The 24,033-nt window shown below is 69.5% G+C and carries 25 protein-coding genes; 14 read left to right on the top strand and 11 right to left on the bottom strand.

From position 1 onward, the window contains the following. Positions 1–5: 5 nt before the first annotated feature. On the top strand, positions 6–626 hold the full coding sequence (locus tag ACZ6O0_RS00195) for a hypothetical protein (RefSeq protein ID WP_465762586.1): 621 nt from the start codon (positions 6–8) through the stop codon (positions 624–626). On the opposite strand, the gene ACZ6O0_RS00190 is transcribed toward ACZ6O0_RS00195, so the two are convergent. Further along, entirely contained in the window at positions 565–996 is a 432-nt protein-coding gene (locus ACZ6O0_RS00190) for a DUF7144 family membrane protein (RefSeq protein WP_465762585.1), read from the bottom strand. The two genes, ACZ6O0_RS00195 and ACZ6O0_RS00190, sit on opposite strands and share 62 nt — an antisense overlap. A 169-nt stretch (positions 997–1,165) precedes the next feature. On the opposite strand from ACZ6O0_RS00190, the gene ACZ6O0_RS00185 reads away from it, so the two are divergent. Further along, positions 1,166–1,486, top strand: a complete 321-nt coding sequence (locus ACZ6O0_RS00185) for an SHOCT domain-containing protein (protein ID WP_465762584.1) — start codon at positions 1,166–1,168, stop codon at positions 1,484–1,486. 30 nt (positions 1,487–1,516) lie between these two features. Beyond that, positions 1,517–2,788 (top strand): cation:proton antiporter, encoded by a 1,272-nt coding sequence (locus ACZ6O0_RS00180; RefSeq protein ID WP_465762583.1) that lies wholly within the window; start codon positions 1,517–1,519, stop codon positions 2,786–2,788. On the opposite strand, the gene ACZ6O0_RS00175 is transcribed toward ACZ6O0_RS00180, so the two are convergent. Genes ACZ6O0_RS00175 through ACZ6O0_RS00160 form a run of 4 tightly spaced genes read right to left on the bottom strand, consistent with a single transcriptional unit; the run spans position 2,789 to position 5,337 of the window. Further along, positions 2,789–3,250 carry a DUF6069 family protein gene (locus ACZ6O0_RS00175; RefSeq protein WP_465762582.1) on the bottom strand — a complete coding sequence of 154 codons (462 nt, stop codon included), beginning with the start codon at positions 3,248–3,250 and terminating at the stop codon, positions 2,789–2,791. Next, a complete protein-coding gene (locus ACZ6O0_RS00170; protein ID WP_465762581.1) occupies positions 3,247–3,810 on the bottom strand; it encodes a phosphatase PAP2 family protein in 564 nt (187 codons plus the stop codon). The genes ACZ6O0_RS00175 and ACZ6O0_RS00170 overlap by 4 nt, the downstream gene beginning before the upstream one ends. 13 nt (positions 3,811–3,823) lie before the next feature. After that, entirely contained in the window at positions 3,824–4,042 is a 219-nt protein-coding gene (locus ACZ6O0_RS00165) for an amphi-Trp domain-containing protein (RefSeq protein WP_465762580.1), read from the bottom strand. Next, positions 4,042–5,337, bottom strand: a complete 1,296-nt coding sequence (locus ACZ6O0_RS00160) for a diacylglycerol/lipid kinase family protein (protein WP_465762579.1) — start codon at positions 5,335–5,337, stop codon at positions 4,042–4,044. Before ACZ6O0_RS00160 ends, ACZ6O0_RS00165 begins: the two co-directional genes overlap by 1 nt. A gap of 149 nt (positions 5,338–5,486) precedes the next feature. Here ACZ6O0_RS00160 and ACZ6O0_RS00155 point away from each other — a divergent pair, with 149 nt between their 5' ends. Genes ACZ6O0_RS00155 through ACZ6O0_RS00140 form a run of 4 tightly spaced genes read left to right on the top strand, consistent with a single transcriptional unit; the run spans position 5,487 to position 12,054 of the window. After that, a complete protein-coding gene (locus tag ACZ6O0_RS00155) occupies positions 5,487–6,977 on the top strand; it encodes a DUF2252 domain-containing protein (protein WP_465762578.1) in 1,491 nt (496 codons plus the stop codon). A gap of 11 nt (positions 6,978–6,988) precedes the next feature. Next, entirely contained in the window at positions 6,989–8,701 is a 1,713-nt protein-coding gene (locus ACZ6O0_RS00150) for a SulP family inorganic anion transporter (protein WP_465762577.1), read from the top strand. A 33-nt stretch (positions 8,702–8,734) separates the two neighbouring features. Beyond that, on the top strand, positions 8,735–11,089 hold the full coding sequence (locus ACZ6O0_RS00145) for an arylsulfatase (RefSeq protein ID WP_465762576.1): 2,355 nt from the start codon (positions 8,735–8,737) through the stop codon (positions 11,087–11,089). 11 nt (positions 11,090–11,100) lie between these two features. Continuing rightward, complete coding sequence (locus tag ACZ6O0_RS00140) at positions 11,101–12,054, top strand: HAD family hydrolase (protein ID WP_465762575.1); 954 nt, start codon at positions 11,101–11,103, stop codon at positions 12,052–12,054. Here the strand turns inward: ACZ6O0_RS00140 and ACZ6O0_RS00135 are convergent. Genes ACZ6O0_RS00135 through ACZ6O0_RS00125 form a run of 3 tightly spaced genes read right to left on the bottom strand, consistent with a single transcriptional unit; the run spans position 12,051 to position 13,729 of the window. Further along, a complete protein-coding gene (locus ACZ6O0_RS00135; RefSeq protein ID WP_465762574.1) occupies positions 12,051–12,722 on the bottom strand; it encodes a GAP family protein in 672 nt (223 codons plus the stop codon). The genes ACZ6O0_RS00140 and ACZ6O0_RS00135 overlap by 4 nt on opposite strands. Before the next feature lie 23 nt (positions 12,723–12,745). Next, a complete protein-coding gene (locus ACZ6O0_RS00130) occupies positions 12,746–13,213 on the bottom strand; it encodes a hypothetical protein (RefSeq protein ID WP_465762573.1) in 468 nt (155 codons plus the stop codon). A gap of 15 nt (positions 13,214–13,228) precedes the next feature. Continuing rightward, the gene (locus tag ACZ6O0_RS00125; protein WP_465762572.1) at positions 13,229–13,729 is read right to left on the bottom strand and encodes a DUF1269 domain-containing protein; all 501 of its coding nucleotides are present in this window, start codon (positions 13,727–13,729) and stop codon (positions 13,229–13,231) included. A gap of 235 nt (positions 13,730–13,964) precedes the next feature. Between ACZ6O0_RS00125 and ACZ6O0_RS00120 the strand changes: the two genes are divergently transcribed. The 4 genes from ACZ6O0_RS00120 (at position 13,965) to ACZ6O0_RS00105 (ending at position 16,359) form a co-directional block, all read left to right on the top strand. Continuing rightward, positions 13,965–14,264 (top strand): hypothetical protein, encoded by a 300-nt coding sequence (locus tag ACZ6O0_RS00120; protein ID WP_465762571.1) that lies wholly within the window; start codon positions 13,965–13,967, stop codon positions 14,262–14,264. Positions 14,265–14,288: 24 nt separating this feature from the next. Beyond that, complete coding sequence (locus ACZ6O0_RS00115) at positions 14,289–15,113, top strand: bestrophin-like domain (protein ID WP_465762570.1); 825 nt, start codon at positions 14,289–14,291, stop codon at positions 15,111–15,113. Beyond that, on the top strand, positions 15,097–15,747 hold the full coding sequence (locus ACZ6O0_RS00110; protein ID WP_465762569.1) for a hypothetical protein: 651 nt from the start codon (positions 15,097–15,099) through the stop codon (positions 15,745–15,747). Before ACZ6O0_RS00115 ends, ACZ6O0_RS00110 begins: the two co-directional genes overlap by 17 nt. A 129-nt stretch (positions 15,748–15,876) precedes the next feature. After that, positions 15,877–16,359: a DUF7144 family membrane protein gene (locus tag ACZ6O0_RS00105; RefSeq protein ID WP_465762568.1), complete on the top strand. Its 483-nt coding sequence runs from the start codon at positions 15,877–15,879 to the stop codon at positions 16,357–16,359. Positions 16,360–16,684: 325 nt separating this feature from the next. Here ACZ6O0_RS00105 and ACZ6O0_RS00100 read toward each other — a convergent pair whose 3' ends face one another. After that, on the bottom strand, positions 16,685–17,416 hold the full coding sequence (locus ACZ6O0_RS00100) for a hypothetical protein (protein WP_465762567.1): 732 nt from the start codon (positions 17,414–17,416) through the stop codon (positions 16,685–16,687). A gap of 351 nt (positions 17,417–17,767) precedes the next feature. Here ACZ6O0_RS00100 and ACZ6O0_RS00095 point away from each other — a divergent pair, with 351 nt between their 5' ends. Together ACZ6O0_RS00095 and ACZ6O0_RS00090 are read left to right on the top strand one after the other, a co-directional pair. Further along, positions 17,768–19,435: a SulP family inorganic anion transporter gene (locus tag ACZ6O0_RS00095; protein WP_465762566.1), complete on the top strand. Its 1,668-nt coding sequence runs from the start codon at positions 17,768–17,770 to the stop codon at positions 19,433–19,435. A 27-nt stretch (positions 19,436–19,462) separates the two neighbouring features. Then, positions 19,463–19,870, top strand: a complete 408-nt coding sequence (locus tag ACZ6O0_RS00090; RefSeq protein WP_465762565.1) for a PPOX class F420-dependent oxidoreductase — start codon at positions 19,463–19,465, stop codon at positions 19,868–19,870. 1 nt (position 19,871) lies between these two features. Here ACZ6O0_RS00090 and ACZ6O0_RS00085 read toward each other — a convergent pair whose 3' ends face one another. Together ACZ6O0_RS00085 and ACZ6O0_RS00080 are read right to left on the bottom strand one after the other, a co-directional pair. Continuing rightward, positions 19,872–20,534 carry a response regulator gene (locus ACZ6O0_RS00085; RefSeq protein ID WP_465762564.1) on the bottom strand — a complete coding sequence of 221 codons (663 nt, stop codon included), beginning with the start codon at positions 20,532–20,534 and terminating at the stop codon, positions 19,872–19,874. Continuing rightward, positions 20,531–22,393: a sensor histidine kinase gene (locus tag ACZ6O0_RS00080; RefSeq protein WP_465762563.1), complete on the bottom strand. Its 1,863-nt coding sequence runs from the start codon at positions 22,391–22,393 to the stop codon at positions 20,531–20,533. The genes ACZ6O0_RS00085 and ACZ6O0_RS00080 overlap by 4 nt, the downstream gene beginning before the upstream one ends. Before the next feature lie 184 nt (positions 22,394–22,577). Between ACZ6O0_RS00080 and ACZ6O0_RS00075 the strand changes: the two genes are divergently transcribed. Then, positions 22,578–23,969, top strand: a complete 1,392-nt coding sequence (locus ACZ6O0_RS00075) for a PQQ-binding-like beta-propeller repeat protein (RefSeq protein WP_465762562.1) — start codon at positions 22,578–22,580, stop codon at positions 23,967–23,969. Positions 23,970–24,033 lie beyond the last annotated feature (64 nt).

Genomic DNA, 24,033 nt, shown 5'->3' with positions numbered 1-24,033 from the left:
ATCCCATGTGGCGGTCAGTGTTGCTGCACGAGTTCGCGGACCACAACATCGGATCTCTGCAAGGCCTGCCCGGTAGTTTGTCGCCAGGCTCACTGGCGTTGAGTCCGTCCGACGGCGCCGTACGGATCGCACCGGGCCGCAGTCTGCACTACGTGCTCGACACCCCGCTGGTCGATGTGATCGGTATCAGCTGCCGGTTGCGGTTCCTGCACCCCGGCCGAATCGTCACCTCGTCACTGCGAATTCTTCGCCTCGGGGACGAGCTCGAGCTGAGCCTCGAGCCGTTGACCAGCTCCCGGGCCTGGATCCGGGTCCGGCTGCACAGGGCCGGGCACGACCTCGGCCAACTGCCGAATCCCAGTACGCGCTTCGCGGAAGTCGGGTTCGACTGGCACACCAGCGGCAAGACGTACCTGCGCGTGGACGGACGACTCGTCGGCTATCACGATGCTTTGGGCCGCGGGCTCCGGCTCACCATCGAGGACGTCGCCTTCGGCTCTCCGGAGTCGGTCCCGGCCTCGCCCGACCCGCTGTACCAGCTGGGCCAGTTCTATGTCCGGGCCCTCAGTCGCCGCTCACGTTGGCCGCGGCGGCACCCTCTCGTGCCTGCGTCACGGACCAGATGACCCACGCGCTGAGCGCGATCACCAGGATCGACCAGAACGGCTGGTAGGGGATGTAGAAGAAGTAGTCGATCGCGATCAGCCCGGCGAGCACGATCGCCACCCACCCCGCCCAGCTCTTGTTGGCGAACAGGCCGACCCCGACCGCCAGGACTGCGGCGCCCAGTATCAGGTGCAGCCATCCCCATGCGGTGGGACTCAGGTCGAACGCGTACCGCGGCGAGGGGCTGACGTACGACGGGTCGATCAGCCCGGCGAGCCCGGCGGTCATCGAGAACACCCCGATCATGCACATCAGGAGCGCGGCGAACGCGACCCCACCGACCGCACCGCTCGGGACGTCCTCCCGCGCGTCGATATCGCCGTACGTCATCGTGCCCACCTTCCCCGGTCATCCGGCCCAGATCTCCGACGATGCCCGCCCGTCCCCCGCACCACATCGTCCATCCAGGGTGAATTCATTCATCCCGAGGTGGTGATGACGCCGTCCGCGCTGGCGGACAGGGTGGGGAGGTAGGAAGCGACGAGGTAAGGAGACTGAGATGCCAGGACTGTTGCGTGGACTCGCGAGAACTGCGGCGGTCGCGGGGACGGCGACCGCGGTGGCCGGCCGGGTACGGCGCCGTCAGGACGAGAAGTTCGCCTCGCGCGACGCGGCGACCGAGGTCAGCCGTGAGGAGGCGTACGCGGAGCAGACCGCGCCGCCGCCGCAGGCTGAGCCCGCACCGGTGCAGGCCGCGCCCCCTCCGGCGCCGGCGGCCGACCCCCTGGAGCAACTGAAGACCCTGGGCGAGCTGCGGGACTCCGGCGTGCTCACCGACGCCGAGTTCCAGGCGCAGAAGGCGAAGATCCTCGCCGGCTGAACCGGCTCGTTCCAGCACGGAGGCGCGGCGATGACGGAGGCCACGTTCGCGGTGCTCGCGCTGCTCGTCCTGGCCTGGGCCGTCACCTCGGATCTCCTGGCCAGGGCGAACATCACCGGACCGATGGTCTTCACCGTCGCCGGCTTCGTGCTGGGCAACCAGGACTGGGGACCGCTCACGGTGGATGTCGAAGCCCCGTCGATCCACCTGATCGCGGAGCTGACGCTCGCCCTGTTGCTGTTCTCCGACGCGGCCCGGGTCAACCTCTCCCGGCTGAAGGCGGACGTCTACCTCCCGGGGCGCCTCCTGGCGATCGGGCTACCGCTCTCGGTGGTACTCGGCTCGCTCCTGGCGGCGTGGCTCTTCCAGGACTTCACCTGGGCGCTCGCGGGCTTCGTGGGCGCCGCGCTGGCACCCACCGATGCCGCCCTCAGCGCACAGGTCATCAACGACCGGCGAATACCGATGCGGCTGCGTCGCGCCCTGAACGTGGAGAGTGGACTCAACGACGGCATCGTCACCCCGGTTGTCGTCTTCACGCTCGCCGTCGCCGCGGGACAGCTCGGGTCGGCGCACGAGGGCGGTGCCTCCACTCATGGCCCCGGCGCGCTCCTCGATCTTGCCGTCGGCATCATCGTCGGCGTGGTGGTCGGGCTGGGAAGCGCCCGGCTCTTCATGCTCGGTTCGCGACGGCAGTGGAGCAGTCAGGGCGCCCGGCAGCTCGGCACACTGGCCGCGGCGCTCAGCAGCTTCGCCGTCGCGGTCGCCTTCAGCGGCAACGGATTCATCGCGGCGTTCGTGGCCGGCATCGCCTTCCGGGCCGGACTGGACGAGGACGTCCTCGACGCGGACGAAGCCGTCGAGCTGCCGGAGCTCGTCGGTGAGATCCTGGCACTCGTCGTCTGGTTCCTGTTCGGGGCCGCGCTGGTGCCGATCGCCTTCCACAACTTCGAGGTGTCGCTCCTCGCGTACGCCGTCCTGAGCCTGACTGTGGTCCGCATCGCTCCGGTCGCCGTGTCGCTGATCGGGAAGGGACTGGACCGGCGAACGGTGCTGTTCATGGGATGGTTCGGCCCGCGCGGTCTCGCGTCGGTCGTGTTCGCGTTGCTGGCGGTCGAGGAACTCGGCGAGACCGGGCTGGTGGAGCAAGCCGTCGCCGCCGTGTCGCTCACCGTGCTGCTCAGCGTGGCGCTGCACGGCGCCTCGGCCGGCCCGCTCGGAAGTCGCTACATCCGTGGCGAGCAGGCCGAGGACGACTCGGCCTCGGGACCGCGATCACGACGTCTCGCCCACCGGCCCTGATCACTGAGCGGTACGGCGTACTCGCGTCGCCGCCCGCGCCGCGCCGGTCAGCAGCGTGCCGATGGCGATCCCGACGGCAAGGTTGATCACCCCCGTCGCGACCTTCGACTCCGTCGAGCCGTTGGCGACGAACGGGGCGAGTGCCGCCGCGACGGTCGCCAGCGTGATGATCCAGCCAAAGAACTGCAGCGGCCGGGGCGTGGAGATCAGCAGCAGGTGGAGCAGGCCGGTGGCCAGCAGCGCTCCCAGGGCGCAGTACAACGCGTACTTCGGCGTGTCCGCGTCACCCCACGTCCCCTCGCCTTCAGGTGCCAGGACGGGTACGTCGAAAACGCCGCGCGCCAGCAGGATGCCGACCAGTGCGATCAAAGCCGCGACGACGGCAGTGGCGGCGCCTCCGGCCCACAGCCGGCCGGCATCCACCACCGCCTTCGCACCGCCTTGGTTGGGTTGAACTGTCATGACGTGTGCTCCTTCTCAGACGGTTGGCGGTGGAGCGTCAGCCATCCGGCAGCCCGGCCGAACAGTGCTCCGACGGTCACTCCGACCAGAACGTCACTCGGGTAGTGCACGCCCGTGTACACGCGGGAGAACGCGACGACCGACGCCGCCGTCCGCAAGGCCGGCCCGAGTGCGGGCACGACGTCGCCGACGGCCACCGCGAAGGCCGCCGCGGACGCGGAGTGTCCGGACGGGAAGGTTCCCGATGTGGGCATGCGCACCCAGCGCTGCACGGGGACGCCCTCCCGGCCGCGGTCGGGCCGGGCGTGTTCGCCGCCCAACTTCTTCAGCGGCTGGTTCACCACGAACGACGTCGCCCCGATCGCCGCGATCCCCGCGACCGCGGCCCGGCGACCGCGCGAGCCGCCGAACAGCGCGAGGGCACCGGCGACGACGAACCACGGCTTGGAGAAGTCGGCGAAGTCCGACACCCGCCGCAGCGGCTCGTCGAGCACCGGGGTGGGCAGCCGCGCCACCGACCGGTACAGCGCGCGGTCGTACGCCGCGAGACGGCCGTTCACGCAACGGGTTCCGTCACCATGTGAGCTCGACCTCGAGTTCGCTCCCGTCGTCGCCGAGCTCGAACTCGAGCTTGAGGTTCACCTCGTCCGGAACATGCACCTTGACCCGCATCCCGCCGCGGTCGAACTCGACCTCGTTCTCCTGGGCGAGCATGTCGGCCAGAGCGTGCAGACGAGCCGCGGCCGCCTCCCGGCTCATCGGCTCCTTCTCCTTGATCTCGATCAGGTCCATCACGGTCTCCCACCGGTTGTCAGGGCTGGATGCCGGTCCCGGCCGAGCGCGATCCGCACCAGCTCGACGAAACCGGCGCGGAGACCCTCGGGAGCCATAGCCGACGGCGACGAGCCCGGGTGCTGGTGCGCGATGCGCACCCGGAGGACTCCGGGCCGGATGCGGAACTGCAGCGGGGCGTCGAGGACAAGCGCCTCCCCGTCGACGCCGGCCGGCAGTGGGCGATCGGACTCGACCTCGAACGACGGAGCCGACCATTCGCGCCACGGACGCTGCGGGCTGTGGCCGCCGTCCCCAGGCGCCCCCAGGACGGTGATGCCGAGCAGGCCGTCGTCGATGCGCGGACGGGTGCCGGAACCGACCGCACGACCGAGGCGATACTTGTTGTTGGAGACGAGCACGGCCGCACCGCCGACGTGTCCGTGGCCGCCAGGCCCGGTCCAGTGCATGTCGAGCTGGCTGCCGCCGGTCCCGAGCGCGTCGGGCACGGTGTCGAGCAGGGTGCGGATCTTGGCCGCGCGGTAGCCCTTGCGCTGCACGGCTTCGGCGTACAGGCCGAGCGAGACGTTGTTGACGAACACCCGGCCGTTGACCTCGGCGAGGTCCACCAGCCGCTCGCCGCCGTCCACGAATGCGTCCAGAGCTCCGACGACATCTTCACGGTCGACGCCGAGGTCGAGCGCGAAGTGGTTCCGTGTGCCCGCGGGGATGCAGGCGTAAGGCAACGAGCGCTCGGCGGCGATCGCGGCGACGATCGCCTGCGAACCGTCGCCGCCGGCCATCGCGAGTCCGTCCGCGCCGCGCGCGACCGCACCGCGGACCAGGTCCTCGAGATCGTCCCCGCGCTTCAGCTCGATCGGCTCGATCCCGCGGTCGCGCGCTTCCTTGGCGAGGGCGAAGCGCTCCGCCTTCCCCCCGCCGGAGAGCGGGTTGTAGAACAGCACCGGATGCTTCGGAGCCGGCACCCGGGGCAGATCCACGTGGACGGCGAAGGCGACCCGGGTCGCGGCCAGCGTGACCAGGAGCCCGACGATGATGAGCAGGTCGACGCCGAAGGACCCACCGACCACGATGAAGATCAGCGCGGCGGCCAGCGCCACACCGGCGATGTACAGCCCGGCCAGACGCGCGATCCCTCGGCGCAGCACGCCGTACCAGGCCGCCAGGGCGGCGATCACCACACAGGCCAGCACGCCGAGGCCGCGCGGGAACTGATTCACGGCGACCACCACGCCAAGCACGAACGTCGCCGCCCCCACCAGCAGCGCCACCACCGCCGCAACCCGCCGTCTCATGGCAGTCACGCAACACCCACCTGCCCCGCCGGGACATCCCACACGCGGGATGAATCCCGCTGCTAGTCCCTCAGGGGTGATGCGGTCCGCCGGGTTCTGCTGAATCGTCGGCGCCGTATGCGTGCCACGGACAGAGGGGGCGGCCGATCATGGCGGCGAAAGTTCAGCATCTGAGTCTGGAGGAGCGCCGTGCCCGCGGGGTGGAGGCGCGCACGCGAGCGATGCCGGACAGTCACGCGGGATGGAAGCCGATGGCGGACCGGCCGGATCCGGTGGCCCTCATCGAGGAGCAGAACCTCCGGCGGGACGCCGACCTGGTTCCGGTGCGGCACGGCCGGATGATGGTCTCGCCGTTCACGTTCTACCGCGGTGCCGCCAAGATCATGGCCGTCGACCTCGCCGAGACACCGAATGCCGGTCTCGAGGTCCAGCTGTGCGGTGACGCCCACCTGTCGAACTTCGGCGTCTACGCCTCGCCGGAGCGGACGCTGGTGTTCGACATCAACGACTTCGACGAGACGCTGCCGGGCCCGTTCGAGTACGACGTCAAACGGCTGGCGGCGAGTTTCCTGGTGGCGGCCCAGAACAACGGCTGCTCGGAGTCGGACGCGCGGGCGATCACGAAGGCCTGTGTCACCTCCTACCGGGAGACGATGGCCCAGTTCGCCGGCATGAAAACCCTCGACGTGTGGTACGCGCGCACCGACGAGGAGCGGATCAAGGAGTCGGTGAGCGCCTTCCTCGCCGGCACCGACGGCAAGGACAAAGGCAAGGGAGCCAAGAAGGGCAAGAGCAAGGGCGGCGACGGTACGAGCGGGATGACGCCGAAGCAGATGAAAGAAGCCCAGAAGCGCTTCGAGAAGAACGCGCTGAAGGCGCACTCCCGCACCAGCGACCAGGCCCTCGCCAAACTGAGCGAAGAGGTCGACGGCCGCTACCGCATCACGAGTGTCCCGCCGGTGATCGTCCCCGCGCGTGAGCTCCACGCGACGTACGGCCTGGAGCCCGGGGACCTCGAGTCAGCCGTCTTCGACATGTTCCGCGGGTACCGTGCCAGCCTCCGGCTCGACCTCCGGCAACTGCTCGAGCGCTTCGAGATCGTCGACTGGGCCCGCAAGGTCGTCGGTGTCGGCAGTGTCGGCACCCGGGCGTTCGTCGTCCTGCTGCAGGGCCGGGACCGCGACGACCCGCTGTTCCTCCAGGTGAAGGAAGCCACCAGGTCGGTTCTCGAGGGACCGCTGCGCAAGAGCGCGTTCAAGCAGGCGGGTGAGCGGGTGGTCCAGGGCCAGCGCTTGATGCAGGCCAGCAGCGACATCTTCCTGGGCTGGTCCAAGGGTGTTCAGGCCGACCGCTTCTTCTACTGGCGTCAACTGCGCGACATGAAGGGCTCGGCGCTCGTGGAGCTGATGGCGCCCGCGACGCTGGCCTTCTACGCCCGCACCTGCGGATGGACGCTGGCCCGGGCGCACGCCCGCTCCGGCGACGCGGTCTCGATCTCCGCCTACCTCGGCGAGGACGATGCCTTCGACAGGTCGATCACCGATTTCTCCGAACGCTACGCGGCCCAGAACGACCAGGACTTCGCCGACTTCGCCAAGGCGATCAGCTCGAACCGGATCGAAGCGATCGAGCAAGTCTGACAATCGATGGCATGAACCTGATCCCGGCGCCGCTGCGCGGCTACCAGCGGGCCTGGCTGGCTCGCGACCTGATCGCCGGCCTGACGCTGGCAGCGGTGGCGATCCCCGAGGTGATGGGATACACGTCCATCGCCGGTACACCGATCGTCACCGGCCTCTACACGATCATCTTCCCGACCCTCGTCTTCGTCCTGCTGGGCTCGTCGCGGCTGCTAGTCGTCGGCGCGGACTCGGCCACCGCCGCGGTGCTCGCCGCCGGGCTGAGCGGTCTCGGCATCGCCGGCGTCACGCCCGGATCGCCCGAGTGGCTCAGCCTCGCCAGCCTGACGGCGCTGGTCTGCGGTGTGCTGCTGATCGTGGCGCGTCTGGTCCGGCTGGGTTTCATCGGGGACTTCCTGAGCGCGTCGGTGCTGATCGGTTTCCTCACCGGCGTCGGTATCCAGGTCCTGTCCGGGCAGATCCCGGACCTGCTCGGCATCGCCAAGGGCACCGGCAACTGGTTCGAGCAGCAGTGGCACTGGATCAGCTCGCTGTCGTCGATCAGCCTCGGTACGTTCGCCTTCGGGCTGGCCACGATCGCGATCATCGAAGTCTTCAAGCGGTTCGTCCCGGCCGTCCCGGGGGCCGTCGTCGCCGTGGTGCTGCTGACCGCCATCTCGGCCCTGACCAACGCGCGCGACCACGGTGTCGCCGTCGTCGGCGCCGTCCAGGGTGGATTCCCGCCGATCGGCCTGCCGTCGGACATCTCCTGGTCGGACGTGCGCAAGGTGCTGCCGACCGCCGTGTCCTGCTTCGTGCTGATCATCGCGCAGAGCGCGGCCACCTCCCGCAGCTTCGCCTTCAAGCACGGGGACGCCGTCGACATCAACCGCGACATCGTCGGGCTCAGCGGCGCCAGCCTCGCCGCCGGTCTCAGCGGCACCTTCGTGGTCAACGGCAGCCCGACGAAGACGCAGATCCTCGACGAGCAGAACGGGCACAGTCAGCTCGCGAACGCGACGATGGCCGCGGTCACGTTGCTGTTCACCCTGTTCTTCACCGGGCTGCTGTCCGACATGCCCAAGGCCGTCCTCGCGGGGATCGTCTTCCTCATCGGCGTCAGCCTGATCGACCTGCCCGGCCTGCGCCGGCTGCGGATGCGACGGGTCAACGAGTTCGTGGTGGCGCTGATCACGATGGTCACCGTCTTCGCCATCGGTGTCGAGCAGGGCATCATCCTCGCCATCCTGCTGTCGCTGCTCGACCTCGTCCGGCGGCAGTACACACCGGGCGACTACGTCATCGGCCAGAACGAGGCCGGGGAGCCGACGTACCTGCCGGCCAAGCCGGGCGCGCAGAGCCTGCCCGGGCTGGTCGTCTTCCGCTACGACGCGGATCTGTTCTACGCCAACGCCAATCGCTTCGCCGACGACCTCGAGGCGGTGATCTCGGGTGCGCCCGACCCGGTGCGCTGGATCGCCCTGGACTGCGGCGGGATCGACGACATCGACTACTCGGCCGGCGTGACGCTGGCCAACCTGGTCAACTACTGCGGGGCACGCGACGCGCGGTTCGTGCTCGTCCGGCCGGACACCCAGTTGCTGGCGACGCTGCGCGCGTACGGCGTCATCGACGCGGTCGGCGAGGACAACGTCTTCCCGACCCTGGTGGAGACCTTCCGCGCCTACCGGGCCGGTTCATCCGTCGCGGGTGACGACCCGGTAGCGGGGCCGGACCCACGCTGAGTCGAGGTCAGCAAGCAACCAGGAGGGGATGTCATGCCTGTGCCGTTCCGGGGGACGATCAATGTCGATATCCGCGATTCGGAGCCGGACTGGACGCCGTTCGAACCGCCGAGGGCTCCGGACGGCGCACCGAACGTGGTCTACATCGTGCTCGACGACGTCGGCTTCTCGGCGATGAGTTGCTACGGCGGCCCGATCGAGACGCCCAACATCGACGCGATCGCCGCGCGCGGGGTGCGCTTCACCCAGTGGCACACGACGGCGTTGTGCTCACCGACCCGGTCGGCACTGCTCACCGGCCGCAACCACACCCGCAACAGCATGGCCTGCATCACCGAGGCGGCGATCGGGTTCCCCAACGCCAGCGGGACGATCCCGCCGGAGAACGGGATGCTGTCGGAGATCCTCGGCGAGCGCGGCTGGAACACGTACATGGTGGGCAAGTGGCACCTGTGCCCGACCGACGAGATGAACCTCGCGTCGACGCGGCGCAACTGGCCGACCGGCCGCGGCTTCGAACGGTGGTACGGGTTCCTCGGCGCCGAGACGAACCAGTGGTATCCCGACCTGGTCTACGACAACCACCCGGTCGACCAGCCGCGCTCCCCCGCGGACGGCTACCACCTGACCGACGACATCACCGACAAGGCGATCGAGTTCATCAAGGACGCCGCGGCCGTCGCCCCGGACAAACCGTTCTTCCTCTACTACGCGCCCGGCGCCTGCCACGCACCCCACCACGCACCGAAGGAGTGGATCGACAAGTTCGCCGGCCGCTTCGACCAGGGGTACGAGGCGATGCGCGAAGAGACGCTCGCCCGCCAGAAGGAACTCGGCCTGGTCCCGCCCGAGACCGAGCTGCCTCCGGTGAACCCGATCGGCACCCCGGAGACCCGCAGCGGCCCGGATCACCTGCCGTTCCCGACCCTCGACTTCACCCGCCCGTGGGACTCGCTGAGCGCCGACGAGCGGCGGCTCTTCTCCCGGATGGCCGAGGTGTACGCCGGATTCCTCGCGCACGCCGACCACCACATCGGCCGGCTGCTCGGCTATCTGGAAGCGACCGACCAGCTGGAGAACACCCTGGTCATCCTCGTGTCCGACAACGGTGCGAGCGGCGAAGGCGGACCGAACGGCTCGGTCAACGAGATGAAGTTCGCCAACGGGATCGAGGACGACCTGGCCGAGAACCTCGCCAAGCTCGACGAGCTGGGTGGCACGCGGACCTACAACCACTACCCGAACGGCTGGGCGATGGCCTTCAACACGCCGTTCAAGATGTGGAAGCGCTACGAGTTCAACGGCGGTACGGCGGACCCGTGCATCATCTCGTGGCCGAAGGGTGCCCGGGCCCGCGGCGAGCTCCGCCACCAGTACCACCACGCGATCGACATCGTCCCGACGATCCTCGACGTCCTCGGTGTCGACGCGCCCGCGACGATCAAGGGACACACCCAGAGCGCCTTCGACGGCATCAGCATGCGCGCCAGTGTCGACGACGCGTCGGCCGACTCCGGGCGCAGGACCCAGTTCTACTCGATGCTGGGATCCCGCTCGATCTACCACGAGGGCTGGAAGGCGGTCACCACGCACCCGACCGTGTCCGGCTGGGCGCACTTCAACGCCGACGAGTGGGAGCTGTACCACGTCGCCGTCGACCGGTCCGAGATCAACAACCTCGCGGCGGAGCAGCCGGAGAAGCTGCGCGAACTGGTGAACATCTGGTTCTCGGAGGCCGGCGCGAACAACGCCTTCCCGCTCGACGACCGCTCGCCACTGGAGATCCTCGGCACCGCGCGGCCCCAGCTGAGCAAGCCGAAGGACCGCTACGTGTACTACCCGGGCACCGCCCCGGTCTCGGAGTGGCAGGCGGTCAACACCCGCAACCGCTCCTTCTCGATCGGCGCGCTGGTCGACATCCCCGCGCCGGGAGCCGAGGGCGTGCTGTTCGCGATGGGCGCCCGGTTCGGCGGCCATGCGCTGTACGTCAAGAACAACCGGCTGCACTACGTCAACAGCTTCGTCGGCGCGCTGGAGCAACAGGTCGTCGGGACGAAGGACATCCCGACCGGCGAGAACCTGATCCTCTCGGCCTCCTTCGAGAAGGAGGGGATGGACCCCGACGCCGCGACCGGAACACTCTCGCTCTACCACGGCGACGAGAAGGTCGGTGAGGGACGGATCAAGACCCAGCTCGGCGCCTTCGCCATCGCGGGTTCCGGTCTGTACGTCGGCAGGCACAGCGGCGAGCCGATCACCGACGACTACCCGGGCGAGTCACCTCATCGCTTCACCGGTGGCACCATCAACCGGGTCGCCGTCGACGTCAGCGGTGAGCCGTACCTCGACCTCGAACGCGAAGCCGCTCTGATGCTGATGCGCGAGTAGGAGGCCGAGCTGTGACGTCGGGTCACGAGAACACGCTGCTGCCGTCCTGGAGGGACACTCCAGCACGACAGGCCATCGAGGACTACGTCGACCGGACCGTGCGCGAGGGCGGGGCGCAGTACGTCCCGCCCTCCGAGCGGATCGCCGTCTTCGACAACGACGGCACGCTCTGGTGCGAGAAGCCGATGCCGGTCGAGCTCGGCTTCGTCCTGCAGCGGTTCGCCGAGATGGCCGAACAGGACCCGAGTCTGCGAGGCCGGCAGCCGTGGCAGGCCGCCCGGGACAAGGACTACGCCTGGCTCGGAGACGTCGTCACCAAGCACTACCACGGCGACGACAGCGGTGTGCAGGTGCTCCTGGGCGGCATCCTGCAGGCGTTCGCGGCGATGAGTGTCGACACCTACGCGGACCTGGCCGAGCGCTTCCTCCAGACCGCGCACCACCCCACGCTCGGCCGGCGGCTCCGGGACTGCACCTACCTCCCGATGGTCGAACTGCTGCGCTACCTGGAGGCCAACGGGTTCAGCACCTTCATCGCCTCCGGTGGCGACCGCGACTTCATGCGACCGGTCACCGAGGAGATCTACGGCATTCCGGCCGAGCGCGTCATCGGCAGCTCGGCCGGGCTCCGGTACCACGACGACGACACCGGCGGATCGGTCCTCTACCAGGCGGAGATGGACGTCTTCGACGACGGCCCGATGAAACCCGTCCGCATCTGGAGCCGGATCGGCCGCCGGCCGGTCGTTGCCGGTGGCAACTCGAACGGCGACGTCCCGATGCTCCGGTTCGCCGGCGGTCCCGGACGGCCGGGGCTGCGGCTGCTGATCCTGCACGACGACGAGGAGCGCGAGTTCAGCTACACGTCCGGGGCCGAGGCCTCCCTCGAGCAGGCCCGCGCCCAGGACTGGACGGTGGTCAGCATCAAGAACGACTGGTCGACGGTCTTCGCCGACAAACCCTAGAAGCTTCCGATCCCCTTGCCGATCAGCAGCACACCGATGACGAGGAGAAGGACGGCCATCACCACCGCGTTCTCCCGGACCAGCCATCCGCGCAGCGACTCGAGCGGCTGGGCCATGCGCCTGGCGGCCGCGAGGTAGGCGATCACCGGCACCGCGACGGTACTCGCGGCGATCAGTGTGTACACGAGGACGACGACGACGGTCTGCCCGGTGCCGAGGTCGGCACCACCGATCGCGATCCCCGCGCCGACGGCCATGATGAGATTCTTGGGGTTCAGCGCCGACAGCGCGATGCCGAGGCCGAGCCCGGTGACCGGGGTCAGGGTGTCGATGGCCGACATCCACTTCGGCAACGCGGGCACCGCCTGACCGCGCGGACGGGCCCGCCACTCCTTGGCGGCCAGGAGGATCAGGAGTACGCCGAGGACGAGCCGGATCGTGCCCTTGACCGGACTCGACGCGCCGGAATCGTCCTCGGGCAGGAGTGCGGAGAGCAGAGTGAACGCGGTGACCGCGATGACGACCCCCGCGATCCAGCCGACGAGGAACCCGACGCTGGTCGCCTTCGCCTTCGGCGACAACAGCATCAGAATCGCAGCGATGATGGGGATCGGGCTGATGGCGACACCCAACGCGAGGGGAAGGATGTCGCCGATCACGCCGCCCATGCCTGGCCTCCTCGCCGGGGTGCTCAGCCCACTGGGCAGCTCTGGGTCAGCGTCGTGCCGAGTGACGACGCCGCCGTACCGACGTGCTGGAGCGCCGAGTTGATCGCCGGCGCCTTCTGTTTGAAGGTTTCCGCGCTCAGGCCGCTGACCGCGGTCTCCAACTCCGCGAACGCCGTCTTGACACCCTCGATCGCGGGCTGCAGAGCGGCCGATGCCGAGGCTCCGGCAGCGCGCAAGGCGCTCTTGACGTCGGCCATGGCGGCGGTCAGCGTGGTCAGACCGTCCTGCAACGGCCTCACGTTCATGAGGTCCTGGAGCGAGGACCTCAGTCCGGACGCGGCCGCGCAGTCGGCCCCTGGCGACGGCGCCGCCGTCGCCGACGGCCTCGACTGACTCTGGCTCGAACTGTCAGTGCAGGCCGTCGGTACGACGAGCAGCGCAACCGTCACCAGCGCGGCGACGACCGAGCGACGTACGCCGATGCGCGGCATCGCTACTCCCCCGGGCTACTTGGCGGCGTTCTTGACCTCCGCCGCACTGTCCGCGTCGACCTCGTGCTTGCTGACCTTGGCCGCGTGCGACAGCGCCTTGTCGACGTCCGTCACCCACGTCTCCTCGAACAGCGCCACGATGCCCGAACTGTCCGGCGGCAAGGCGTCCTCGACGTCGGCCTTGATCGCCTTCTTCTCCCGGTGCGACTTGAGGCCACCGATACCGAGTCCCGCGCCCGCACCGACCGCCGCGCTGGCCAGCAGGCTGGGCGGGAAGATGAGGCCGATGACCGCACCGCCGACCGCGCCCCAGGCGGCGCCCTTCCGGGCCGTGTGGAAATCGTCGTCGACGTTGATCTTGCCGTCGGCTCCGCGGCTGACGAGCACGAGCCCGTCCACCTTGATCACATCGTCCTCAGCCGCTTGCTTGATCGCGTCCCAGTCGCCTCGCGCGGCATCCGCGTCCGAGTAGGCGGCGATGTACAGGTCGACCGGTGCCTTGCTGTCAGATCCCACGAGTCTCTCCCTTGATCGGCGGCCGCGGCCGCACGCGGTCCGGCGTACCTCTGCTCACCTTTCCGCCGGGTCGGCCGGAAAGCCTCACCCCCGGCGGACTATGTGCACCGGGTTCGGGACGCGGCCGGATCGATTCACCCCAGGCGGATGATGCTCAGCGCGGGGGCCTCGCGCAACGATCCAAGTCGACCGTCGCCGCGGCTGTGGCGATCAGGCGTGTGCGGGGAGGAATGACATGGGGTGCTTGTTCGTCCTACTGGCCGGAGTGTTCCCGCGGCTGGGGCTGTTGATCGTGTGGATCGCGCGTCCGAAGCTCGTGGACGCCGCCTTCGACTCGTGGTTCTGGCCGCTGCTCGGCATCATCTTCCTGCCGTTCGCGACGCTCATGTACGTCATCCTCTACACGGGTGGAGGCCTGTCCGGGGCCGACTGGTTCTGGGTCGTCCTCGCCGCCATCCTCGACATCGTGCACTGGGGTGCCGGCTGGACCCAGCGCCGCCAGGCCCCGGGCTACCCGGGCGGCGTCCAGGCGTAAGCCTGGGAGCAGCGGCAGGACTCCATGAATCTCGTCTGGGCCGCTCTGGTCGTCACCCTCACGACCGCGGTCACCGTCACGGCGATGCTCCTCGTGCGCAGGCGGGCGCCGGAGGGCAGCCGCTTCAGCGACGGTGACCGCGCCTCGGGCGTGTTCGGTGTCCTCGCCACCGGCTTCTCGGTGCTGCTCGGCTTCATCATCTTCTTGTCGTTCACGTCGTACGACCAGTCGCGGGCCGGCGCCGAGGCCGAGGCGACGATTGTGGCCCAGCAGGTCCAGACGGCGCAGTTCCTGCCCAAGACGACCGCGACAGCGCTCACCGGCGAACTGGTCTGCTACGCACGGTCCGTGGCCGGGCCCGAGTGGAACGCCCTGGACACCGGCACGCTCGGGAACGCCATCAACCCGTGGGGTGCGCAGATGTTCCTGACGATCTCGGCCGTCAACCCGGCGACGCCGACCGAGCAGTCGGCGTACGACCGGTGGATGGACCAGACCGCCCAGCGGGAACAGGCGCGCATCGACCGGGTGCACGGGGCGGAGGGCATCATCCCCACGCCGCTGTGGCTGGTCCTGGGGGTGATCTCGGTGGTGATCTTCGTGTACACCCTGTTCTTCGCCGACAAGGCCGAGAGCGCGGTGACACAGGGCCTGCTGATGGGCAGCGTGACGATCGTCATCACGCTCCTGCTGTTCCTGCTGGTGTTCTTCGATCATCCGCACGGCGAAGGAGTGGGCAGGCTGCAGCCGACGGCGATGCTGCGCACCATCAACCTGATCGATGCCCAGGCCAAGGTGATCGGGGTCAATGTGACCCCTCCGTGTGACGAGCATGGCAACCGCCGCTGAGGAGCAGCCCGGCCGCGGTCGCACCGGGCAGGAGGTGCTCGTCACCATCCTGCTCGTGATCGCCGCCCTCGGCACCTCGTGGAGTAGTTATCAGGCCACCCGGTGGAACGGTGAGCAGGCCAAGGCGGCCGGCCGGACGAACGCGATCAGGATCGACGCCGCCCGGGCCCAGGGCCTCGCCCAGTTCCAGAGCCAGGTGGACGTCGCGACGTTCATCGCCTGGGTGGACGCGGATCGCCGCGGTGAGACCGCGATCGCCCGCTTCTACGCCGCCCGCTTCCGCCCGGAGTTCCGGGTCGCGTTCACCGCCTGGACGGCGACCGACCCGGCCACGAACCCGGCGGCGCCGCCGACACCCTTCGCGATGCCGCAGTACCAGCTCGCGTCCCGGCAGGAGGCCGAGCGGCTCGACGCGGCCGCCGAGACCTCCGCGGCCGAGGTGCGCCGTGATCTCCAGATCGCCAGCAACTACGTACTCACCGTGGTCCTGTACGCCGTGGTCCTGTTCTTCGCCGGGATGACCACCAAGATCGCCGGCCGCCGCCTGCGCTGGATCCTGGCCGGGATCGGCAGCCTCGTCCTCCTCACCGCGATCATCTGGATCGCCACCTTCCCGGTCAGCGTCCAGCTCTGACCGCCCGCGTCGTTCATCCGCGTCGTTCATCCGCGTGGGGTGAGGCGCGGCGGGGTTACGGCGAGTCAGCATCCAGAGAGGGTCCGCCGCCGATCGGCGGCGGGCTGTGCAACGAGAGGAGATGCCGAGATGGCTGCGGAACGAGGCGGGACGGCGATGGCCGGCTTCGTGGTGTTCGCCGGCGCGCTGCTCATGGTGATCGGACTGATCAACGTCTTCCAGGGATTCGTCGCGCTGTTCTCCGACGAGCGTCTGGTGGTCACGCGGGAGAAGCTCATCGTCGTGGACACGACCGGCTGGGGATGGGTGCTCCTGATCTCCGGACTGCTGCTGATGGCGGTCGGCGCCGGCCTGCTCGCAGCGCAGACGTGGGCCAGGATCACAGCGATCGTGCTCGTGTCCCTGCACGCCGTGATCCAGGTCTTCTGGATCGGTGCGTACCCGGTCTGGTCGCTGCTGATGATCGCGCTGGACGTCGTCGTCCTGTTCGCGCTGACCGCCCGCTGGTCCGATGTCCGTGAGCGGATCGGAACGAGCGAGGCGCCGTGGAGCGGCGAGGACGCTGCCGACTACGACGCCGCGAAGGAACACCGGCCGCTGCTCGGCGGCTGAGCCACCCGACGACGGCGCCGGGCCGGTCGCAGTCCCGACCGACCCGGCGCCGTTCACGCTGCCCGGCCGCCTCGACCGGCCGGCTGCCATTCACGCAGCTCCACTGGCTCGACCGGCCCACCGTTCACGCAGATCGGCTGGCTCGACCGGGCCATCGTTCACGCAGATCGGCTGGCTCGACCGGGCCGCCGTTCACGCAGATCGGCTGGCTCGACCGGGCCGCCGTTCACGCAGATCCACTGGCTCGACCGGGCCGCCGTTCAGGCAGCTCGGCTGGCTCGACCGGGCCGGCGTTCGCGCCCATCCGGCGGCGGGTGTTCTCGGCTCAGTTGGCCCGGCGCCGGGCGTCGTCGACGTACGGCAGGGGGTTGCTGGAGGCGCGGGCGCCGGCGGCGAGCCAGGCGGCGACTCCCTTGGGGGACCGCCGGTTGAGCTCGTCGAGGTACTGCTGCCGTTGCTCGACGACAGCCAGGCGTTCCGCCGCCGTAGCGGCCTCCTCCAGCAGCCGGAAGCTCCGGCGCCAGGCCCAGCACAAGGCCGCGTCGTCGAGGGAAGCCAGCTCTCCCGAGGGCCCGGCCGCGGAACCGTCATCGCGAGACATCGCGGGGGCTCGAGGTGTCATCGGCTCCGGGGGTGCGACGGGGCGGTCCTCCCGCGCGTCCCGGGCGTCCCGGCGCTTCCGGACGAGCGCGACGACAGGAGGTGTGGTCGCCGCCAGGATCACCACCGTCAGAACGCCGGCGAACTTGAAGACCGCGATCAGACCCACGGCGGCCGGCGTGATCAGTCCGGCCGCGACCGTGACCCGGACGATCTGGGACACCGGGCGCCGGTCATCGGCTCCCCAGGCGGACGACACCAGCACGGCGGTCGCGGTCGCGACGACGACCGCACCGATGACGACTCCGCGCACCCCCCAGCTGGCGACCGCACAGACGAGCCCGGCGGTGGTGGCCAGGTAGACACACCACGACCGGACACTTTGGCCCTTGCTCTTGCCGCGGGATGAGCCGGCATCGGGCCCATCGGCACCGGACGACCGCGTCGTCTCGCTCACGTTCTCAGTCCTTTGCCCCGGTCATCGATCTCGTTCCCCCCCGTCGCTGCCGCGGGCGACCGGCAGCGGTAACGTCAGCTCTTGGCGTCATCCACCCCTCAGAGAATGACGCCAAGAGCCGGCGGCGGTCCGGCACGGACCGTCACCCCTCCGTGATCGCACACGTCCCCTGGCTCTCGACGCTAGGTCCGCCCGGACCGATGCGCTTCACCCGTGGCGGACGATCCGGCCTCGCTTCGTCCCTGCGGGATGAGGTCTGCGCGGTCCGCGGCTCCTAGGCTCGGCAACCAGTCCTCGGGTGAGGAGAGCTCGGTGATCGGCGCGCGTCCCGTACTCCGTTGGCTGCGGTCCGTGCGACCTGAGCGACGGAACCTGCGCGCCGATCTGGTCGCCGGCCTGCCGGGTGCGATCGGCAGCGTGCCGGACGGGATGGCAGCGGCGGTCCTGGTCGGCGTGAACCCGATCCACGGCCTGTACGCGAGCTTCGCCGGCCGGGTCACGGGCGGGCTGACGTCGAGCACCCGGCTCATGGTGATCACCACGACCTCGGCGGCGGCACTCGCGGCCGGGTCGGCCCTGGAAGGTGTGGATGCCGCGGACCGGCCGGACGCCCTCATCCTGCTGACGATCCTGGCCGGGGTGGCGATGATCGTGGCGGGGATCGCGCGGCTCGGCCGGTACACGCGGTTCGTGTCGCACTCGGTCATGATCGGCTTCCTGACCGGGATCTCGGTCAACATCTTCTTCGGCCAGATCCCCGACCTCACCGGCGTCGACGCCAGTGGCGGAATCGCGCTGGCGAAAGCGGTCGACGTCGTCATCCACCCGTCGGAGATCGACATCCCGTCCCTGCTGACGGGACTCGCGGCACTCGGCATCCTCATCGGTCTGTCGCGGACCCGGCTGGCCTCGATCAGCGCGCTGGTCGCCCTGGTGGTCCCGACCGCGGTGGTGGTCCTCGCCGGTGCCGACTCGGTGACCCGGGTGGAGGACGTCGGCGAGATTCCGCGCGGCATTCCGTTGCCGGAACTGCCGGATCTCGGCCTGCTGTCGTTCCCCCTGGTGACCGGGGCCCTGGCCGTCGCGGCGATCGTCCTCGTCCAGGGCAGCGGGGTCGCCGAGGCCGCACCCAACCGCGACGGATCCGTCTCGAGCACCAACCGGGACTTCATCGCGCAGGGCGTCGGCAACCTCGCGGCCGGCTTCTTCCGCGGTCAGCCGGTGGGCGGTTCGGTGGGCCAGACCGCGCTGAACCAGGCCGTCGGCGCCCGCAGCAGGTGGGCGGCGATCTTTTCCGGGCTGTGGATCCTGGTGATCCTCGCGGCCTTCTCCGGCGTGGTCGGGCTGGTGGCGATGCCGACGCTGGCGGCAGTCCTGATCTACGCGGCCGCCGGTTCGCTTCGGCCGGGTGAGCTGAAGACGATCCTGCGCACCGGTCCGACATCGCAGATCGCGATCGTCTCGACCTTCCTCGCGACCTTGTTCCTGCCGGTCTCCACCGCCGTCGCGATCGGCGTGACGCTGTCGCTGGTGCTGCAGCTCAACCAGGGGGCGATGGACCTCAAGGTCGTCGAGCTGAAATCCGCCGGCGGAAGTCAGTGGACCGAGCACCCGGCCCCCAAGCGGCTGTCGAGCCATCAGACGGTCGTGCTCGATGTGTACGGCAGCCTGCTCTACGCGGGCTCGCGTACCTTGGGCGTCCAGCTGCCCGACCCGACCGGCACCGAGGCACCCGCCGTCGTACTCCGGCTTCGTGGCCGGACCTCCGTCGGTGCGACGTTCATCAAGGTCCTCGCCGACTACGCCGCCGCCCTGGACGCGGTCGGCGGCCGGCTGTACCTCAGCGGCGTGGACCACGGTCTTGCGGAGCTCTTGCGTCGTACGCACCGGGTGGACGTGTCCGGACCGGTCAGTGTCTTCGAGGCCACCGAGCTGGTCGGGGAGTCGACCGGACAGGCGACGCAAGCAGCGGAGACCTGGGTGGTCCAGCACCGCGGCGAAGCCCCGAGCAGTGAGTGACTCGCAGTTCGTCCTATCCTCACGCAGGTGACAGGAACGGAGATCCCCAGCGAGTTTCAGGACCTGTTGTCCTCGACGGCGGTCGCCTTCGTGGGCACGATCGGCAAGCGCGGCGAACCTCAGGTGACGCCACTGTGGTTCCACTGGGACGGCGAACGGGTGCGGATCAGCCTGGTCGAGGGCCGCCAGAAGCTCCGCAACCTCCGCCGCGACCCGCGGATCTCCCTCACCATCGTGAACCCCGCGGCCCCGACGCACTATCTCGAACTCCGCGGCCGGATCGACGAACTCACCGAGGATCCCGAACTCGCCCTCGAGAAGACGATCGCCCGCAAGTACACCGGCGACTGGACCGACGTGGAACCACCGGGCACCCCGCGCTACGCGACCTCCATCGTCATCGAACGCACCACAAGCCAACTCGGCCATCCCTGACTCACGGGTTGCGTGGTTCGACCAGACCGGACTCGTAGGCGAGGACGACGGCCTGGACGCGGTCGCGCAGGTTGAGTTTCGCCAGGATGTGGGTGAGGTGGGTCTTCACGGTCGGCTCGCTCAGGAACAGGGCGGCACCGATCTCTGAGTTGGACTTTCCCTTGGCGACTTCGCGCAGTACGTCGAGCTCCCGGCTGGTCAGCGTAGCCAGGCTCGGAGCGGTCACGGCCGGTTGGCGCCGTACGTAGCTTTCGACGAGCCGGCGGGTCACGCTCGGGGACAGCAGGGTCTCGCCCGCGACGCACGCGTGGATGGCGTGGGCGAGCTGGGCCGGCGGGGTGGTCTTGAGGAGGAAACCCGAAGCGCCGGCTCGCAGCGCTTGGTAGATGTACTCGTCGAGATCGAACGTGGTCAGCATCAGCACCTTCGCCCGCGGGCATCGGTCGACGATCGCGGCCGTAGCGGTGAGCCCGTCGCCCTGGGGCATCTCGATGTCCATCAGGACCACGTCGGGCGACAGGTCCACCGCCTGATCGACCGCGGTCGATCCACTGTCGGCCTCGCCGACCACCTTCACCGACGCGTCGGCGCCGAGGATCGCCGCGAGCCCACCACGGACGAGGTCCTGGTCGTCGACGAGCAAGACTCTCACCGGTGCTGTCATGACGGTGCCTCCGCTGTCTCCGTGGGGATTCGGGCAAGGACGCGGAACCCACGCCCTCCGGGTCCGGGGCCGGTGTGCAGCGTGCCGCCGGAGTGTTCGACCCGTTCGGTCAGCCCGATCAGGCCATAGCCGCGGATGGTGCCTGTGTGCGATGGTCCGGGGCCGTCGTCGACGACCTCGACGGTCGTCTGGTCCGGCGATGAGCTGACGGTCAGGTGGACGGTCGCGGTCGGTGCGTGGCGCAGGGTGTTGGTGAGTGCCTCCTGGACGACGCGGTACGCGACTGGGCCTGGGCGCGGGTCCTGCGGGATCGAGTACTCGACGGACAGTCCCCCGGTCTGCATACGGCGTACCAGCGCGAAGAGGTCGCGGGATGCCGGCTCGGCGCCGGCTGCGTGGAAGAGGCGGTCGAGCTCGTCCAGGCTGGCGGTGGCCACGCTGACGACGAGGTCCAAGGCGTGCGCCGCTGCTGCCGGCGCCGTCGGCAGGAGTGCCTCGGCGGCGCCGGCCTGCACGGTCATCACGACGACCGCGTGCGACACCACGTCGTGCAACTCCCTGGCGACGGTGAGGCGCTCGGCGCGGACCGCCTGCTCGGTCGCCTCACGCCGTTCCGCGGCCAGGCGTTCAGCCGCCGCGGAGCTCCGTCGAGCCGCCGACCGATGGCGTGATGTCACCAGCGACACGACGGCGGTCGCGAGGATCACCTCCCGGACCAGATCGATGTTGGTCGCCGACGACGCGAATCCGTACCAGCACACGGCCGCGAACAGAACCGCAACTCCCACGGTCGACCGAATCCTCGCCGTTCCCATCGCAGACCAGCTCAGCACCACGGCCGTGATGAGGAAGGCGAGGCCGAAGAAGAACGGAAGGTCGCCGACCGCGACGACGATCAGCAGGACACCCAGGGCCGCCGCACCCACGCCGGCGTCCACCCGACGCAGCACGATCGCCGCGGCCGCCATCGTCGAGAGGGTGACGGCCAGAGGTGCCGGTGGCGGTCCCGGCGGCTCCCAGTCACCCGGCCACAACCAGAACTCGATCACTGCGAAGGTCGCGACGCAGCCGGCCACGAGTACGTCGACCCGTCGCAGACCGGCAGGGACCGGGCGGGATTCGACCGGTGGCTGGGTCGATGGCATCGGGGTGGTGTCCCGGAGAAGGCCGAGGAGCCGGCGCAGCTCGGTGATCGCCGCCCGGCCGTCGCGCTGCACGGCCCGCGCGTGGACAGCCCCCGTCGCTGGTGAGCAGGTCTGCGCGTCGCGGGCGTTGGCTCGCATCGATTCGATCGCCGTCCGGAGTACGTCGTACACATCGCCGAGGAGCCGTGCACGCTCGGCCGCGACGGCCGTCCGCGCCGCCTGCTCGGGACTCGTCGAGGCCAGCGCGACCGCCCGTGAGTGCTGGGACGCCGCCGCGCGGCGCGACCGCATCACCAGGTGCGCGAGGATCGCGACGCCCGCGAGTGGGACGGCCGGCCACAGGAGATCCTCGGGAAATTCGTCCGGCCACTGCGCGATGTTGACCGACAATCCCAACGCGGCCACGCCGGCCACCGCGACCCCCGGTCTGGTGAAGGCCCCCAGCGATACCGCGGTGATGACGCACATCGCGACGTTCCATTCATCGGCGTCCGGCAGCGCCGCCAGCCATCCGACCGGGAACCGAACGGCGATGTCGGCGAGCAACGCGGCCGCAAGCGAGATCCGGGGTCGTCGCCAGAACCCTCCGGCAAGGCCCGCCAGTGCCGCGAGGACCGCGACCCACCAGCCCGGCCGGGCCGGAGACAGGTAGAACACCGCCCAGCCGGCCGCCACCGCACCGATCCCCGGATCGAGGATCCGCCTGGTCCCCATTCCCACCACGGTAGGCGAGCGGCCGCCGGATGGGATCCGTCTGAGGTCCTGGTCGCCCTCATCCCTGGCGGTTGGATCGGCGACCCGCATCCACCACCAGGATGAGACGTCGCGACGGACGTTCCACAGGCCCGCCGTGAATACGTTCGAAGAGCCTGTTTTCTTCGACTTTTGGGGGCTCATCATGACAACGGCGAGGTATCGCGCGACGATCAACGGCTTCTGGTGCCACAACGAGACCTGGGACGACGCGCTCAACGCGGACGGCTGGCGCGACGAGGTCTTCATCGACGTGAACGTCAAGGTGGTGAACGCGGCCGGCGACGTACTGCAGAACTTCGACAGCGAGAGCGAACTCATGGGTGACGCCTGGAACCGGCCGAACCGGGTCCAGGCCGGCTCGGCCTCGGCGTACGGCGGAATCGTGACCGGTGACAAGTTCCCGGCGGTCGCGGACCCGTGGGTGCGAACCGGTGCGCCCAACATCTTGCGCAAGCCGCCGTACACGATCTGGGAGGGCGAGCTCGAAGCCGACGAGGACATGGTCCTGCTCACGCCGACGCTGTGGGAGTGGGACCCGGGGGCCGGCTTCATGGACGGCTGGCTGGACTGGCAGGTCCAGACCGACGCGCAGTACGGTCAGCGCGCGAAGGAGATCTTCGGCAACATCTGGCCGGTCGCCAGGCCGGTCTTCGACGCCGTGTCCCTCGGCATCCAGACGGTCGGCAGCCTGGCCGGACTGTGGTCGCCGTTCGGCAGGCCCATGCGCCGGCCGGTGGGCATCCGCCGCGATCCGAACAACCCCGACGGCTTCCTGTTCAACCCGACCACGATCGCGCTGAACACCGAGACGGCCGATTTCCTTGCCAACAGCAACCTCCAGGGCTACGGCAACGGCATCGTCGAGCTGCGCTACGTCGACGACCCGTACCTTCGCGGCGTCTACTCCCTCTTCGTGCAGATCGAGAAGCTGTCCGGGGACAGCGGCTGGGTATCCGTTGGCCACGCCAACAACGTCACGTCGATGACCGCCATGGACGGACAACTGTTCGCCGTCACCGCGGACAGCAACCTCTGGGCTCGTGACGCCGTCACGCAGGATGTGCCCTGGACACCCATCGGACACGCGTACGACGTCGTCGCACTAGCGGCGACCGGAGGACGTCTGTACTGCGCCACCCGCGACAACCGCCTGTGGACCCGGGAGGCAACACTGACCGCCCTCAACTGGACGCCGATCGGCCACGCCAACGAGGTGGTCGGGATGACCGCGATCAACGGCAACCTGTTCTGCGCCACCAAGGCCAACGAACTGTGGGTCCGCTCCCCCGTCCTGACCAACGTGGACTGGACACGGGTCGGGCACGCCAATGCGGTGACCTCGATGGCGGCCGCCGGCGGACATCTGTTCTGCCGCACCTCCGACGGCACGCTGTGGATGCGAGACCCCGTCCTCACCGACGTCGACTGGCACCCGATCGGATCGGCCCCGCAGGCCGCGGCCCTCGCCGCGACCAGCTCCGGCATCTTCGCGGCAACCACCGACAACAGACTGCTGCTCCGCCCACTGCCCTGACCGCGCTGGGTTCTCCCGGGGAGTTCGCACCCTCTGCCCGGGAGAACCGCGCGACGGCCGGCGT

It is taken from the genome of Kribbella sp. NPDC048837, assembly GCF_055586945.1.
The sequence above is the reverse complement of the archived record's forward strand: the minus strand, read 5'-3'. Positions and strand labels throughout refer to the sequence as shown.

Bases quoted from the DNA above. Each gene is read 5' to 3' on its own strand.
- ACZ6O0_RS00195 (WP_465762586.1), top strand. From the start codon at position 6: ATGTGGCGGTCAGTGTTGCTGCACGAGTTCGCGGACCACAACATCGGA.
- ACZ6O0_RS00190 (WP_465762585.1), bottom strand. From the start codon at position 996: ATGACGTACGGCGATATCGACGCGCGGGAGGACGTCCCGAGCGGTGCG.
- ACZ6O0_RS00185 (WP_465762584.1), top strand. From the start codon at position 1,166: ATGCCAGGACTGTTGCGTGGACTCGCGAGAACTGCGGCGGTCGCGGGG.
- ACZ6O0_RS00180 (WP_465762583.1), top strand. From the start codon at position 1,517: ATGACGGAGGCCACGTTCGCGGTGCTCGCGCTGCTCGTCCTGGCCTGG.
- ACZ6O0_RS00175 (WP_465762582.1), bottom strand. From the start codon at position 3,250: ATGACAGTTCAACCCAACCAAGGCGGTGCGAAGGCGGTGGTGGATGCC.
- ACZ6O0_RS00165 (WP_465762580.1), bottom strand. From the start codon at position 4,042: ATGGACCTGATCGAGATCAAGGAGAAGGAGCCGATGAGCCGGGAGGCG.
- ACZ6O0_RS00160 (WP_465762579.1), bottom strand. From the start codon at position 5,337: ATGAGACGGCGGGTTGCGGCGGTGGTGGCGCTGCTGGTGGGGGCGGCG.
- ACZ6O0_RS00155 (WP_465762578.1), top strand. From the start codon at position 5,487: ATGGCGGCGAAAGTTCAGCATCTGAGTCTGGAGGAGCGCCGTGCCCGC.
- ACZ6O0_RS00150 (WP_465762577.1), top strand. From the start codon at position 6,989: ATGAACCTGATCCCGGCGCCGCTGCGCGGCTACCAGCGGGCCTGGCTG.
- ACZ6O0_RS00145 (WP_465762576.1), top strand. From the start codon at position 8,735: ATGCCTGTGCCGTTCCGGGGGACGATCAATGTCGATATCCGCGATTCG.
- ACZ6O0_RS00135 (WP_465762574.1), bottom strand. From the start codon at position 12,722: ATGGGCGGCGTGATCGGCGACATCCTTCCCCTCGCGTTGGGTGTCGCC.
- ACZ6O0_RS00130 (WP_465762573.1), bottom strand. From the start codon at position 13,213: ATGCCGCGCATCGGCGTACGTCGCTCGGTCGTCGCCGCGCTGGTGACG.
- ACZ6O0_RS00120 (WP_465762571.1), top strand. From the start codon at position 13,965: ATGGGGTGCTTGTTCGTCCTACTGGCCGGAGTGTTCCCGCGGCTGGGG.
- ACZ6O0_RS00115 (WP_465762570.1), top strand. From the start codon at position 14,289: ATGAATCTCGTCTGGGCCGCTCTGGTCGTCACCCTCACGACCGCGGTC.
- ACZ6O0_RS00110 (WP_465762569.1), top strand. From the start codon at position 15,097: ATGGCAACCGCCGCTGAGGAGCAGCCCGGCCGCGGTCGCACCGGGCAG.
- ACZ6O0_RS00105 (WP_465762568.1), top strand. From the start codon at position 15,877: ATGGCTGCGGAACGAGGCGGGACGGCGATGGCCGGCTTCGTGGTGTTC.
- ACZ6O0_RS00085 (WP_465762564.1), bottom strand. From the start codon at position 20,534: ATGACAGCACCGGTGAGAGTCTTGCTCGTCGACGACCAGGACCTCGTC.
- ACZ6O0_RS00080 (WP_465762563.1), bottom strand. From the start codon at position 22,393: ATGGGGACCAGGCGGATCCTCGATCCGGGGATCGGTGCGGTGGCGGCC.
- ACZ6O0_RS00075 (WP_465762562.1), top strand. From the start codon at position 22,578: ATGACAACGGCGAGGTATCGCGCGACGATCAACGGCTTCTGGTGCCAC.